Source organism: Dyadobacter sp. CY323 (assembly GCF_021390245.1).
Classification (GTDB): domain Bacteria; phylum Bacteroidota; class Bacteroidia; order Cytophagales; family Spirosomataceae; genus Dyadobacter.
The window spans coordinates 230572-245359 of record NZ_JAJUXH010000003.1 but is presented as its reverse complement, the minus strand read 5'-3'; the positions used below and the strand labels follow the sequence as shown (position 1 = coordinate 245359).

Genomic DNA, 14788 nt, shown 5'->3' with positions numbered 1-14788 from the left:
ACCAATCAACCTGGAAACGAAACTTTTCCCATACTCACCCCCGGTACACCGTCTTTTTTACCAAAAAAAGACTGGGTTCCAGCGATGGCTTCGTTTGCTAAAACCGCAAATAAGACAGCTTCTTTTGCATCGCCGGCTACGCCGAGTTCGTCTATTAACTGGACTGGCCGACTCAGATTTTCCCGGATACGCGCCATTAAAACTACATTGTGTGCGCCACCGCCGCTGGCATAAATCTTAAAAACTTCATCGGCTGGCATCACACTCCGTATCGCGTCTGAGATGGTATCCGCACTTAATGCAGTCAGTGTTGCAATGATATCCTGGCGTGAAAGCGAAGTTAGTTTCGATTTTTGAATGGCGGATTCGACGTAGTCAAAATTAAAAACTTCCGGGCCGGTTGTCTTGGGAAATGGAAGTTTGAAAAAGGATAATGATTTTAGCTCATTGAGCAGGGTCTCGTTTACCTTACCGGTTGCGGCAATTTCGCCGTCTTTGTCATACGATTTGTGGAAGAATCGTCGGGCATATGCGTCGAGCAGGGTATTGCCCGGGCCGGTATCTGTTGTGAATACTTCCTCGGTACCCAGGCTGGCGGGCAAATAGGTAAAATTCGCGATGCCACCCATATTCAGTAAAATCCTGTTTTCGCCTTTTTTTGAAAAAAGAAAATAATCGCCGTAAACAGCCAGCGGGGCACCTTCGCCACCCGCAGCAATATGCTTTTGCCGGAAATCGCTCAACGTAATAATGCCCGTTTTAACCGCAATGTGATCACCATCGCCGATCTGCAATGTTGCATTTGGGAAATCCGGAAGTCTATGCTGCTTTTGCGGTGCATGAAAAACCGTTTGGCCGTGACTGGCGATCAAATCAATTTCGTTAGCTGGGATGTTCCATTGTTCCAGACATTCAAGAATCATTTTACCGTGTTCAACGCCGATGAATGGATTGAGCAGGCACAACTGTTGAAAGTCAATTTCACGCTTGGCGAAAATTTTCCTGATCTGGTCCCGAAAGTTGTCCTGATAGGGTATCGTAGTAAATTTCTCGAGGGACAGAACGGTTTGTGTGCCGCTGCCTTGTATGTTACACACAGCTATATCCAACCCGTCCAGTGAAGTGCCGGACATCAGCCCAATAATGCGTCTCGACTTGCGATTGGCGATTTCATGCAGCTTTTCTACATGCTGTTTCATACTTTGGGTTTAGAAAAAAAGAAGTCAAGCGATAAGACCTGACTTCGATTTATTTTATAAGTTAACAACGCTATTGTTGCTGCTGCTGCTGTTGTGGCGAAGAAGAAGCCTGCGGCTTGTTTTGCGGATTTTTATTTTTTCCGGACCTGTTTTTCTTCTTTTTCTTCTTCTTTTGCTCCTCGCTGTACTTTTTGTCCAGATTTTCCAGGTCGCTGTTTAGTTTCCCCGCACCTTTTTCCAGACTTTTTTCAGCTTGTGGGGTCAGGATCTCGAGTGATTCAGGAATGATATCCTTTTTATTCAACTCAATGATTTCTAAAACCTTATCAATCGCCACCGGGTACCAGTTTGTATCTTTTTCAAAACCAAACCACATGATTTTTTTAAAGATATCGGTTTTTTGAAGCGTCGCCACTCCTTTTTTGGTTTTTAATGGAGCATCTACGGTCGGAATGTCGCGTAATGCATCGATGTATGTTTCCAGTTCATAATTCAAGCAGCATTTCAGCCTTCCGCATTGCCCCGAAAGTTTTGCGGGGTTTAAAGACAGATTCTGGTACCTCGCGGCAGAAGTCGAAATGTTCTTAAAATCGGTCAGCCAGGTCGAGCAGCAAAGTTCACGGCCACAGGATCCGAGGCCACCCAGGCGGCTTGCTTCCTGTCGTAAACTGATCTGCCGCATTTCAATCCGTACTTTGAATTCAGAGGCTAGTGATTTGATCAGCTCCCGAAAATCGACACGTTCTTCCGAAGAATAGAAAAACGTGGTTTTGGTATTATCCGATTGAAATTCAACATCAGAGAGCTTCATATTCAGCTTCATTTCTCTGATGATTTCTCTGGTACGATACAAAGTTGGCATTTCGCGGGCCATCGCCTGCGTATGTTTATCCAAATCTTTTTCCGTGGCGATCCGGTACACAACGTGCAAGTCATCGCTGATCACCACATTTTTACGCTTCATCTGAAGCCTTACCAATTCTCCCTGAAGAGAAACCGTACCTATATGCTGGCCCGAAGCCATTTCACAGACCACGTAGTCGCCTGTTACAAATTCCAGCTGATTTATATTCCGGAAATATTCTTTTCGTCCGCCTTTGAATTTAACTTCAATAACGTCAAAGCGCTGACTAGCCGGCACATCCATATGGCTCAGCCAGTCAAAAACATTCATTTTATTGCATCCGCTTGTCGCGCAATTTCCTTTGCTTCCACACCCGACAGCCGCTGATCCGTTAGAACCGCATCCGCCGGATGAACATGATCCACATCCCATAATTACATCCCTTCATCAATCGTTATAACGAATTAAATCCACACCTATATCATGACGAAAGTATTTACCTTCAAATTGCACAACCTGCGCAGCACGCTGCGATTTGTGCACTGCATTTTCAAGTGAATTGGCCAGGCCGGTCAATACCATAACCCGTCCGCCATTTGTCACGACTTCAGTGTTTCCATTAAAAGTAGTACCAGCGTGGTATAAATACACGTCTTCTACTTTTTCACTTCCGGAAATCACCTTTCCTTTTTCGTATTCTCCGGGATAGCCACCCGACACCACAACGGTGGTAACGGCTACCTGCGGAGATATCTGCAATTCAAAATCATTCAGCGTTCCTTTGGCTGTCGACGCCATCAGCATCGCAAAGTCAGACTGAATGCGTGGAACAACAACTTCTGTCTCAGGGTCACCCATTCGCACATTATACTCAATAACGTAAGGCTCGCCTTTAATGAACATCAATCCGATGAAAATAAAGCCGACATATTTAATGCCTTCGGCTTTTAGCCCATTAAGCGTCGGTTTGACCACTTTTTCATCAACTTTTCTTAAAAAATTTGCATCCGCAAAGGCCACTGGCGAAACTGCGCCCATTCCGCCTGTATTCAGACCTGTATCGTTTTCGCCAATGCGTTTATAGTCTTTTGCTTCGGGAAGGATCTTGTAATGTTCTCCGTCTGTAAGTACAAACACCGACAATTCTATCCCTTTGAGGAATTGTTCAACTACTACCTTATTTCCCGCATCCCCAAATTTTCCCTCGATAAGCATTTCTTTAAATGCCTGCTCTGCCTCGGTGTGTTTTTCTGCAATGATAACACCTTTGCCGGCCGCAAGTCCATCGGCTTTCAGAACGATCGGCAGCGGGTGACTTTCGAGATATTCGAGCCCTATTTCAAGTGTTTCCGCCGTAAATGTTCTGGAAGATGCAGTTGGAATGCCATATTTCTGCATAAACTGCTTTGAAAAATCCTTACTTCCTTCCAACTGAGCGCCTGCCTTATTAGGGCCTATGATCTTAACATGTGATAGCGCTTCTCTCGATTCGAAATAATCAACGACGCCATTCACCAGCGGTTCTTCCGGTCCGACGATGACCAGCTCAATTTTATTGTCAATGACCGCATGGGCTATTGCATCAAAATCATTGTAAGAAATAGATAGGTTGGTAGCTACACTTGCTGTCCCTGCATTACCGGGAGCAACAAATAAGGTGTCACAAAGAGGGCTTTGGGATATTTTCCAGGCGAAGGCATGCTCGCGTCCGCCGGATCCCAAGATGAGTATATTCATAAACTGGTTTAAAATTCGCTAACCGTTTCAGGTTGTCGGAGGTTGGGTTTAGATTAGTTAGCGAGTTCTGATAAAAATTTGATACGCATCAGACGTAATTCTTCTTCACTGATTTCATCATTCGAAAATTCATCCAATGCAACGGCGATATTGTCGGTTTCTGCAGTCATGAAGTAGTCATATATGTCCTGCTGCCGTTCCCTGTCGATCACCTGATTGATGTAGTAATCCAAGTTCAGCTTTGTACCGGAGTAACAAATGTGCTCAACTTCTTCAATCACATCGGCAAGGTCCAGGTCCTTTACTTCTGCTATTTCATCCAGACTTACCTTGCGGTCGACCTGCTGAATGATAAAGATCTTTATTTTAGACTTATTAACAGTCGATTTAATGACAACGTCTTTGGCGGTCTCAATCTCGTTTTCCTCCACATAACGTGTAATGGTATCGATAAACTGCCGGCCAAATTTCTGCACCTTACCCATTCCGACACCATTAATTTGGGCCATTTCTTGCTGGGTAGTCGGGTAGGTAGTCGCCATTTCCTCCAGCGACGGATCCTGGAAAATAACGTATGGAGGCAGATTCTTCTCTTTTGCTACTTTCTTGCGCAATGCTTTAAGCATTCCCAGAAGTGCTTCATCGTAAGCGTGGGCGCTGCCGGTACCCGACGCGGCATCCTTGTCGTCATCCTCCGGCTTCACTTCCTCCTCATCGAAATTATGATCCTTGTAAAGCGTAACCTGGTAGGGGTCGACAAGGTAGTTTGCCCCTTTTTCTCCGAGCTTGATCACCCCGTAATTTTCGATGTCTTTTTCAAGATAGTTCAGGATAACCAGTTGCCTGATGGTTGAGATCCAATAGTCGCGGGACTCATTCAACTCTAATCCTTTCCCATACACATCGAGCTGATCGTGCTCGTAGCTTTTTACGTATTGATTTTCAGTTGCTGTTAAAACGTCTGCAATGTGTTCTGCATCAAATCGTTGCTCGGTTAAATGTACCGTTTTCAAAACCAGGATCACATCTTCCTGTACTTTGCTTTTTTCGGTTGGCTTAATGCAGTTGTCACAAAAACCGCAATCCTTTTCCAGATATTCACCGAAATAGCTTAAAAGCTGCCTCCGACGGCAAACGCCGAGACTCGAGTAGGCAACCATCTCGTTCAGCAAATGGCGTGCATTATCACGCTCGGTAACGGTTTTATCCTTATTAAACTTCTCGAGTTTCTGAATATCCTCGTAGCTGTAAAACATGAGGCAGTTACCTTCCAATCCATCGCGTCCGGCCCGGCCTGTTTCCTGGTAATATCCTTCCAGGGACTTTGGAACATCATAATGGATTACAAAACGCACATCCGGCTTGTCGATCCCCATTCCAAAAGCAATAGTTGCGACGATCACGTCCGCCTCTTCATTGAGGAATGCATCCTGATTAGCCATTCGGGTATTACTATCCAGTCCGGCATGATACGGTAATGCACGAACGTCGTTCACGGTCAGCAGCTCGGCAACCTCTTCAACGGTCTTGCGGCTGAGGCAATACACAATCCCCGACTTGCCTTTGTTATTCCTGACGTAACGGATCAGCTGCTTTTTAACATCCTTTTTCGGGCGTATTTCGTAGTATAGATTCTTGCGGTTGAAAGACGACTTAAACGTTTCGGCTTCCTCCATTTGAAGGTTCTTCCGGATATCCTGCTGCACTTTTGGAGTGGCAGTCGCAGTTAAAGCAATGATCGGGAGCTGACCGATATTCTCAATGATACCGTAAATCCGGCGGTATTCCGGCCTGAAATCGTGGCCCCATTCTGAGATACAATGTGCCTCATCGATGGCTACGAAGGATATATTTGCTTTTTTGAGAAAGTCTAGGTTATCTTCTTTGGTAAGCGATTCGGGAGCAATGTAAAGCAGTTTAAGGGTTCCGTCCAAAGCATCCGTTTTCACACGGGTCATTTCTGCTTTGGTGAGGGTAGAATTTAGAAACTGGGCATTAATTCCAAAAGCGGTAAGCTGGTCAACCTGATTTTTCATCAGGGCAATAAGCGGTGAAATCACAATCGTCAATCCTTCACTAACGAGAGCAGGGAGTTGGTAGCAAAGGGATTTGCCAGCTCCCGTGGGCATGATCACAAATGTATTTTTACCGAGGAGTATGTTTTGAATAATTACCTCTTGGTCACCGCGGAACTGACTATATCCAAATATTTCTTTGAGCTTTTCTTTTAACGTGTCTAATACGACATGATCAACCTGCTTTACCATACTCTGTTAACAAAATGGTTATCCCAAACTTCTGTATCTTTGCTTTTTTGGAAATTGAAAAATCCGGATTCTATCCCTTTAAACTGTGTTTCAGATTTGAAATTAATAAAAAATATTCAGTCAATAGCAAAAGAAGTAATACGGCAGGAGGCAGAAGCATTGCATAAAATTGTTGAATTGATTGACGATGAATTTGAAAACTGCGTATATGCAATTTTAAACTCCGGAGGGCGTGTCGTCATTTCAGGCGTGGGCAAAAGTGCGATCGTCGGACAGAAGATCGTAGCCACTCTGAATTCAACCGGAACACCTGCATTGTTCATGCATGCGGCCGACGCCATTCATGGTGATCTGGGGATGATACAGGATAACGACGTGGTTTTGGTTATTTCCAAAAGCGGCGATACTGCCGAGATAAAAGTACTTGTTCCATTACTGAAACGCACAGGTGTTACCATGATCGCAATGGTCAGTAACAGAGAGTCTTACCTGGCAAAAAATAGCAATTTTATTCTCCACGCATTCACACCAAAGGAGGCTGATCCATTAAATCTGGCACCCACCACGAGCACATCGGTAGCCATGGCGTTGGGCGACGCACTCGCCATTTGTCTTTTGGAGGCACGCGGTTTTACCCACGACGACTTTGCGAGATATCATCCAGGAGGTTCTTTGGGAAAAAGGCTTTACCTGAAAGTATGTGACATTTACCCGCATAATGCATTGCCGGTGGTCAGTGCATATGCTACTTTACAGGAAGTTATTTTAGAAATGACCTCAAAAAGGCTGGGGGCGACGGCTGTGAACGATGCAGCCGGACAAATGATCGGCATTATCACCGATGGCGATCTGCGGAGAATGCTCAAAGAACACGATGGAAATGGTATTCTGCAGTTGAGAGCTTCCGACATTATGACAAAATCGCCCATTAGCGTAGAAGCCGATGAATATGCAGTGAAAGCACTGGAAGTAATGCAATCCAGAAGTATTACGCAGGTGGTAGTAGTGGAAGAGGGCTGTGCAGTCGGGTTTGTACACCTGCACGATTTGCTGAGGGAGGGATTGGTTTAAATTGTCAGCCTGAGCGGAGTCGAAGGCATGGTGCACAATGCCTTCGACTCCGCTCAGGCTGACAATTCTAATCAGCACTCAGATTGACAATTCTAATTACCTGAATCTCTTCGATTGCTGCACAACGCGTTCGTCTTTTCTGATAAAACGGTTTGCAAACACATTGGCCAGCATCGAGCCTACCAATCCGTAAAACCCGAATTCATATTTCCCAGGTAGCTCAGGATCAAATAGTTTGGCTGTTTTATAAAATGTAAAATAGATCACCAAACCCATAATCACCGTCATTACGATTGAATTTACCGCGCATAATGCGGATTGTAAAACGCGGTTCCGGAACTGAAAAATGGCGTACGCAGCAATACCAGCGACTAAAATCGCGAGGATTATGAGGTAGTAAACCGGCTGAATATTGGATTGCGTTGCATTGATCTGGTGGGTAAGCTTAATGGCGGTAAGTTCCGCTTTTTGTACACCGTCAGCGGCAACTTTGGTCCAGATCGGCAACGCCAGAAAAAGGCCCATTCCTATAATCGAGATCGCCAGGAAAATGCTTTGGATTCGTTGTAACATGTGTTTTAATATTATTCTTTGAATGGATATGCCGCAAATTTACTAACGCGGCATTAGCTTAAGAAGCAAATCAGGAAATCACTTCTCCGTACAAATCAAACTCTTCTGCTGAGGTAATCTTGACATGGGCAAAATCGCCCAGCCTCACATACTGACTTGCCGGAACCAACACCTCGTTATCCACTTCGGGAGAGTCAAATTCAGTTCTTCCAATAAAATGCCCACCTTCTTTCCGATCGAAAAGTACTTTGTATGTATTACCGATTTTTCGCTGGTTCAATTCGTAAGAAATTCCTTGTTGCAATTCCATGATCGCATCGGCACGTTCCTGCTTGATCTCCGCAGGAATATCGTCCGGCATGGTGAAGGAATGTGTATTGTCCTCATGCGAATACTGAAATGCACCCAAACGGTCAAAACGCATTTTTTCAACAAAATCGTAGGTTTCATCAAACAGAGATTCTGTTTCGCCCGGGTGGCCGACGATCAGTGTGGTACGCAATGTAATTCCTGGAACTTTGTCCCGAATGCTGTAAATTAATGCCTCGGTTTTTTCACGTGTAATCCCCCTGCGCATGGATTTTAAAATTTCCGTAGAACCTGCTTGCAGCGGCATATCCAGGTATTTGCAAATGTTGCTGCGTTCGTTCATAATGTCGAGAATATCCATCGGGAATCCGGCCGGATAGGCATACTGCAGACGGATCCATTCAATGCCTTCCACATCGGAAAGTTGTGCTAGCAGATCGGATAGGTTTCTCTTTTTATAAATATCAAGACCATAATAAGTAAGGTCTTGTGCGATGAGTATCAGTTCTTTGGTGCCTCTTTTTGCGAGAGATCTGGCTTCTTTCACCAATTCATCGATCGGCCTGGAAATGTGCCCGCCGCGCATGATCGGGATCGCGCAGAAACTGCATGGACGGTCACAACCTTCGGCAATTTTGAGGTAGGCATAATGTGTTGGAGTAGTGAGCAGACGCTCGCCGACGAGTTCGTGTTTGTAATCCGCTTTCAGCGTTTTGAGCAAACGGGGAAGTTCATTTGTTCCAAACCAAGCATCTACGGTCGGGATTTCAACCGAAAGTTCATCTTTGTAACGGTGTGATAAACAGCCAGTCACATACACTTTATCGACCATTCCCGCTGCTTTTGCATCGGCATAACGCAAGATCGTATTGATCGATTCTTCCTTTGCATTATCGATAAAGCCGCAGGTGTTGATCACTACAATCTGAGAATCATCCTTTTTAGACTCGTGCGCCACATTAAAGCCATTTCCTTTCAGCTGTGTGTATAAAACTTCCGAGTCCACCAGGTTTTTGGAACAACCCAGTGTCACAATATTGACTTTGTTTTTTACTATTCCTTTTGTTTTCATTGATGTTAGCTATCAGCGGTTTAGCTTTTAGCTTTTTGTGAATAACTTGAATTGCATTAAGAGGCAGATTATGAACCTGTAATCCCAAGGCAAAGTTCTGTTTATTTGTTAGATATTGATTTTTCTGACGGATTTGATTGCACCAATGCTCCGGCTGGAGTGTAAGACATTCAGAACTTCGATTCTTTCCTTTGTTACCTTATGGACAACCAGATAGCCTCCAAACCGCAGATTGCGATATCGTTTTGATTTAGTTACCAGGTAACGGCATTCGAGATGATGAAGAAATTCGGTAACAAGTGTTTTGATTTTGGAGAACAATTCATCAATAAATAGGGCAGAAGAGGCTGGCGAGAATGTTTCACAGCCGTACCGTATATACATTCCAGACTAGATACTGCCTCGGTACTGAAGACTACTTCTCGATTTTCGACTTCCAACTATCTATTTTTTTTGCTGCTTGCTCGACGGAATAAAATGGCCCTTTCTCTGCTTCTCCGATCATCAAAGAAAATTCCTCCTGACTCAACGGAGCCCCGGGAACTGCAAGATTTTTTCTGGATGTTTTATTTTGCCCATAATCAAAGATAAAAGCTAAATCCGGTCAACCTATTTTCTTAAACAACGAATCCACAAACTCATCTCTGTCAAATACCTGCAGATCTTCCATTTTCTCTCCAACTCCGATGTATTTCACGGGAATCTTGAATTCATCGGAAATGCCGATTACTACGCCACCTTTAGCAGTTCCGTCCAGTTTAGTAATGGCCAGAGCTGTGATCTCAGTTACTTTTGTAAACTCGCGAGCCTGAATAACCGCGTTTTGACCTGTACTGCCATCGAGTACCAACAAAACTTCGTGAGGTGCATCCGGGATGATCTTCTGCATCACCCGTTTGATCTTCGAAAGTTCATTCATCAGGTTGACTTTCGTGTGCAAGCGTCCGGCGGTATCAATGATGATCACATCTGCGCCGGTTTCCGTTCCTTTTTTCAATGCATCGTAGGCCACTGCGGATGGATCCGTGTTCATTCCGTGATCGATTACGGGAACGTCCACACGCTTTCCCCATAACTTCAACTGGTCCACAGCGGCTGCCCGGAACGTATCGGCAGCGCCTAACACCACTTTATGCCCACGTTGATGAAATTGGTGTGCAAGCTTCCCGATCGTAGTGGTTTTGCCGACGCCATTTACCCCAACAACCATAATCACATAAGGTTTTGGTAAATGCTCGGTCTCGAAACTGTCTTTTATGTCAACAGACTTATTTTCAGTAAGTAATGCAGCAATTTCTTCACGAAGTATGCCATCAAGCTCGGCCGTGGTAGCATATTTATCTCTGGCAACCCGTTCCTCGATGCGTCTGATCACCTTCACCGTAGTTTCAACTCCGACATCGGAACTCACCAGAATATCTTCAAGTTCATCGAGAACTTCTTCATCAATGGTCGTTTTTCCTATAATAGCTTTCGACAATTTGCCAAAAAAGCTATCCTTTGTTTTTTCCAGACCTTTATCTAACGTTTCCTTTTTTTCCTTTGAAAAAAAACCAAATAAACTCATATCACGGCATGTTTATGGTTCAAAAATAAAACAAAAAAAGTCCCGTTTGGGACTTTTAATCAACTCAAGATCGCACTTCGACTCGCTCAGTGTGATAATATCAATATTAATCTTAGTGAAGCCGAACAATGTCAGTCTGAGCGCCGCAGCCGAAGACTAGTTTTTCAATGCGCCTTGAACACCGTCCAGAGGTACGATTTCTTCTTTAAAGGTATAAGCTCCTGTTTTTGGAGATCTTACGGCTTTAATCACTTTGGCAAATGATTTACCGCCTTCTTTTTTCAGGGTAGCAACTACTTTCTTTGCCATGTCTGTATATTATTAAAGTTGTGAAACTTATTTAATTTCTTTGTGGATGGTATAGCGTCTCAGGAAAGAATTGAATTTTTTCAACTCCATACGGCCTGGCGTATTTTTCCGATTCTTTGTAGTCACGTAACGTGACATGCCCGGAACACCGCTGTCTTTCTGTTCTGTGCATTCCAATATGACCTGTACTCTATTGCCTTTCTTAGCCATTGCTTTAATCGTTTTTACAAATAGGAGTGCAAAAGTAACAACATTTAATTTTAATACAATAATTTATGTCAAATAATGGTGAAAAAAATCTCGTATTAACCATCGATTGTGTCGCATCTAACGACTTGTCGTACAAAAGACTATCGCAGCAGATCTGTTAACGGGCTGGTAATTTCTGGTACGATTATTAGGGAATTCTAATCCAAACATGCTTTCTTCGTGTGGCGATTCAAATATTAACCTTAATCTGGCGAAATTCTTAAAATTGAAAACAATGACACTCAAAAAAAGTACTTCTTTGGCTTTCATTGCCTTGGTAGTTTCAGTCTTTATCGGATGTTCTTCAAAGGAAGACCGTGAAAAATATGACCATTATTATGGATCAGGCAGCAAGTCGAGAGAAGAAACATCACTTGTAAAGCTTGAAAATGACAGGAAAATCGAGGCTGAAAAGGCAGCAGCGACTCCTGCAGCAGCAACTCCGGCTGCCGTAACATCGGATTCAGGCGCGGCGAAAAGCGGAGATACCGCAGCGGTAGCAGCAGCGCCAACAGCAGCTCCCGCAGCAGCACCGAAACGTAAACCTGTTCCAGCGGACGTTTCTGCATTGCTCAACAAACATGCGTGCTTTGCTTGCCACCAGGCTTATGATAAAGTAATTGGCCCGGCCTATTCAGAGGTAGCTAAAAAGAAATATACCGCAGATCAGATCGTAGAATTGGTACATAATCCGAAGCCGGAACATTGGCCTGGATATCCTCCAATGGCACCTTTGCCCCACGTTCCAAAAGCGGATATTGTTGTCATTGCCAACTGGATCAACGGATTGTAACAATCTCATATAAAACAGAAAATACGGGCCGTTCATGCTATGGACGGCCCGTATTTGTATCTTTGCGAATGCATTTGTAATTAAAAGATGATTCAAAACACCTTGCACCCTTCTGATATATCCGATGAACTTCTGACCGCTTATGAAACCGTAATCGGACTTGAAGTACATTGTCAATTATTAACAGACTCAAAGCTTTTTGCCCGGGATTACAATCTTTTCGGTGCGGAACCGAATACCAACATCGGCCCGCTCACGCTCGCATTACCGGGCACTTTACCCAAAATAAATAAAAAGGCAGTCGAATATGCGGTGCGTTTGGGACTTGCCTGTGGATGTTCGATCAGCCGGAAAACAATATTTGACCGGAAAAACTACTTTTATCCCGATCTTCCAAAAGGATATCAGATCTCTCAGGATAAGAAACCAATCTGTGAAAATGGAGGAGTTACTATATCCATTAAAGATTCAGACGGTCAGAATATTGAGAAAGTGATCCGGTTCCATCACATTCACCTCGAAGAAGACGCGGGAAAATCGGTGCATGACGGAAGTTATACCGAAACGTTGCTTGATTATAACCGGGCAGGCACTCCATTAGTGGAAATGGTATCCGAACCGGACCTTAGATCGGCTGAGGAAACGGGTGCATTTGTAACTGAAATTCGCCGTTTGGTACGCTATCTGCGAATTAGTGACGGAAACATGGAAGAAGGTTCGTTACGTTGTGATGTGAACGTCTCCGTTCGCAAAAAAGGCGCCGACGAATATGGTACCAAGGTGGAAATCAAGAACATGAACTCCATTCGCAACATGATGCGGGCGATCGGCTTTGAAGAAAAACGGCAGGTTGCCCTGCTGGAAAGTGGCGATGCGGTGCAGCAGGAAACCAGGATGTTCGACGTGGAAAGCGGCCAGACCTATGGAATGCGTGTAAAGGAAACAATGAACGATTATCGTTACTTCCCCGACCCGGATCTGAGCCCGGTTGTGGTGTCAGAAGAATGGCTCGCCAGCATTAAAAATGCAATGCCTGCATTACCTCATGAATTACGCGAAAAGTTTGTAACAGATTACGGTATACCTGTTTATGATGCCATGGTATTGACCGACACAAGAGAACTGGCGGAATATTTTGAAAAAGTATGTTCAATAACTTCGTCTTACAAAGCGGCATCAAACTGGTTAATGGGGCCGGTGAAATCGTTTTTGAATGATCATGGCGGGGACATTGAATCTTTCCCGGTGAGCGCTCAAAATCTGGCTGCATTAATAGAATTGAATGAATCGGGCGTTGTGAGCCATTCAGTGGCCTCTCAGAAGATTTTCCCGTTACTTGTTGCGCAGCCGGAGAGAACGCCAAAAGAGATTGCTACCTCAAATAACTGGATTCAAAACAGCAATACAAACGAGCTGGAATCGTTGGTAGATGAGGTGATTAACGCAATGCAGGATAAGGTTGCAGCATATAAAAAGGGCAAAAAAGGACTGATTGGGCTGTTTGTAGGAGAGGTGATGAAAAAGTCTAACAACACCGCCGATCCGAAAGTGGTAAATCAACTGCTGGCGCAAAAGCTTAATTGATCACACATTTTTATAAAAGCATTAAAAATATGAATGGTATTATCAGAAAAGGTCTACTTGTTTTCAGCATTGGGTTTTTCAGTCTGAATGCGATCGCGCAACTTTCGCCCAAAGATTTTACCGTTTCCGGCAAGGTCAAAAATGGTGGAAAAGGGGAAAAGGTAATACTCATGCAATCTACGGCAGGCGGATCGTCCGTCAAGCTGGATTCGGCACTCCTGGCTGCTGACGGAAGCTTTTTGCTTAAAGGAGTTGAAAAAGACCGTGGTACTTTTTTCTCCCTGAATATCGCGGATCGCCAAAAAGTGGTTTTGTTGGTTGAAGGTGGCGAGAATTTAAAGGTAGTTGCCGACGGCACTAGTCGCGATAGCAATGGAAAAGGTGGCGGAGCAGAAGTGACTGGATCGAAGAATATGGAGTATTATGCTCAGGTAGATGCGCTTATGCGAAATTTTGCGGCCAAAGTCACGGGCTGGAATGAAGAATATGCCAAAGCTGAGGAGAAAAAGGATTCGAAGAAGATCGCTGAAATTCAACAGTCATTTGCCAAAGCGGATCAGGAACGGTTAGGGATTATTAAAAAATTGATTCCTGAAATGGGAACGTCGCTGGTGGCATTGTTTACAGCAAATAATTTCCTTCGCCCGGAAGACGATTTGGAAGTTTTGAGAAAATTGGCCGACGATTATTCCAAAGTAGAGCCGATTCCTACGCTGGCAAAAGGGTTTATCGGTGGGATTAAAAGAATAGCGGGCGTATCCGTAGGCGAGCAGGCCCCCGATTTTACGTTGACCAGCCCGGATGGAAAGTCAATCGCATTATCTTCATTGAAAGGCAAGTTTGTGCTGATCGATTTCTGGGCATCGTGGTGCGGACCATGCCGCATGGAAAACCCGAATGTGGTGCGGATGTATGATAAATTCAAAGATAAAGGTTTTGATATCTTCGGAGTTTCACTCGATGACAACGAAAAGGCCTGGAAAACCGCCATCACGAAAGATAATCTGAAATGGCAGCATGGTTCAGAACTGAAAAAATGGAATTCGGGCGTGGCCCAGGCTTATGGTGTGAATGCTATTCCCGCAACCTTTTTGTTGGATAAAGATGGCAAGATCATTGCCAAAAACTTACGAGGCCCGGCTTTGGAAACGAAGCTGACTGAGCTGCTCGGAGCGCAATAATTTCACTTTTGGTTAAATAATACTAAAATCCGT

The 14788-nt window shown here is 44.3% G+C and carries 14 protein-coding genes; 4 read left to right on the top strand and 10 right to left on the bottom strand.

Annotated features, from left to right (window positions below; genetic code table 11):
• Positions 1 to 5 precede the first annotated feature (5 nt).
• From LZG72_RS07185 to recQ, 4 genes are all read right to left on the bottom strand, one after another.
• Complete coding sequence (locus LZG72_RS07185) at positions 6 to 1199, bottom strand: anhydro-N-acetylmuramic acid kinase (RefSeq protein ID WP_233869471.1); 1194 nt, start codon at positions 1197 to 1199, stop codon at positions 6 to 8.
• Between the two features lie 70 nt (positions 1200 to 1269).
• Positions 1270 to 2373 (bottom strand): stage 0 sporulation family protein, encoded by a 1104-nt coding sequence (locus tag LZG72_RS07180; RefSeq protein ID WP_409017674.1) that lies wholly within the window; start codon positions 2371 to 2373, stop codon positions 1270 to 1272.
• A 117-nt stretch (positions 2374 to 2490) separates the two neighbouring features.
• Entirely contained in the window at positions 2491 to 3780 is a 1290-nt protein-coding gene (purD, locus tag LZG72_RS07175) for a phosphoribosylamine--glycine ligase (RefSeq protein ID WP_233869465.1), read from the bottom strand.
• A 53-nt stretch (positions 3781 to 3833) separates the two neighbouring features.
• A complete protein-coding gene (recQ, locus tag LZG72_RS07170; protein ID WP_233869461.1) occupies positions 3834 to 6047 on the bottom strand; it encodes a DNA helicase RecQ in 2214 nt (737 codons plus the stop codon).
• A gap of 96 nt (positions 6048 to 6143) precedes the next feature.
• Between recQ and LZG72_RS07165 the strand changes: the two genes are divergently transcribed.
• Positions 6144 to 7118: an SIS domain-containing protein gene (locus tag LZG72_RS07165; RefSeq protein ID WP_233869459.1), complete on the top strand. Its 975-nt coding sequence runs from the start codon at positions 6144 to 6146 to the stop codon at positions 7116 to 7118.
• Between the two features lie 96 nt (positions 7119 to 7214).
• Here the strand turns inward: LZG72_RS07165 and LZG72_RS07160 are convergent, their stop codons facing one another.
• From LZG72_RS07160 to rpmG, 6 genes are all read right to left on the bottom strand, one after another.
• Positions 7215 to 7691: a DUF4293 domain-containing protein gene (locus LZG72_RS07160; RefSeq protein WP_233869456.1), complete on the bottom strand. Its 477-nt coding sequence runs from the start codon at positions 7689 to 7691 to the stop codon at positions 7215 to 7217.
• Positions 7692 to 7761: 70 nt separating this feature from the next.
• The gene (gene rimO / locus LZG72_RS07155) at positions 7762 to 9072 is read right to left on the bottom strand and encodes a 30S ribosomal protein S12 methylthiotransferase RimO (protein ID WP_233869453.1); all 1311 of its coding nucleotides are present in this window, start codon (positions 9070 to 9072) and stop codon (positions 7762 to 7764) included.
• Between the two features lie 108 nt (positions 9073 to 9180).
• Positions 9181 to 9456, bottom strand: a complete 276-nt coding sequence (locus LZG72_RS29410) for a type II toxin-antitoxin system RelE/ParE family toxin (protein ID WP_409017672.1) — start codon at positions 9454 to 9456, stop codon at positions 9181 to 9183.
• 220 nt (positions 9457 to 9676) lie between these two features.
• Positions 9677 to 10639, bottom strand: coding sequence for a signal recognition particle-docking protein FtsY (gene ftsY / locus LZG72_RS07150; RefSeq protein WP_233869450.1), 963 nt, complete (start codon positions 10637 to 10639; stop codon positions 9677 to 9679).
• Positions 10640 to 10795: 156 nt separating this feature from the next.
• On the bottom strand, positions 10796 to 10948 hold the full coding sequence (locus LZG72_RS07145; protein ID WP_149639761.1) for a DUF4295 domain-containing protein: 153 nt from the start codon (positions 10946 to 10948) through the stop codon (positions 10796 to 10798).
• Positions 10949 to 10975: 27 nt separating this feature from the next.
• Positions 10976 to 11158, bottom strand: coding sequence for a 50S ribosomal protein L33 (gene rpmG, locus LZG72_RS07140; RefSeq protein ID WP_031528413.1), 183 nt, complete (start codon positions 11156 to 11158; stop codon positions 10976 to 10978).
• A 274-nt stretch (positions 11159 to 11432) separates the two neighbouring features.
• Here rpmG and LZG72_RS07135 point away from each other — a divergent pair, with 274 nt between their 5' ends.
• The 3 genes from LZG72_RS07135 (at position 11433) to LZG72_RS07125 (ending at position 14755) form a co-directional block, all read left to right on the top strand.
• A complete protein-coding gene (locus tag LZG72_RS07135; RefSeq protein WP_233869448.1) occupies positions 11433 to 11990 on the top strand; it encodes a hypothetical protein in 558 nt (185 codons plus the stop codon).
• Positions 11991 to 12077: 87 nt separating this feature from the next.
• A complete protein-coding gene (gatB, locus tag LZG72_RS07130) occupies positions 12078 to 13574 on the top strand; it encodes an Asp-tRNA(Asn)/Glu-tRNA(Gln) amidotransferase subunit GatB (protein WP_233869445.1) in 1497 nt (498 codons plus the stop codon).
• 29 nt (positions 13575 to 13603) lie between these two features.
• Positions 13604 to 14755, top strand: a complete 1152-nt coding sequence (locus LZG72_RS07125; protein ID WP_233869443.1) for a TlpA disulfide reductase family protein — start codon at positions 13604 to 13606, stop codon at positions 14753 to 14755.
• Positions 14756 to 14788: the final 33 nt, after the last annotated feature.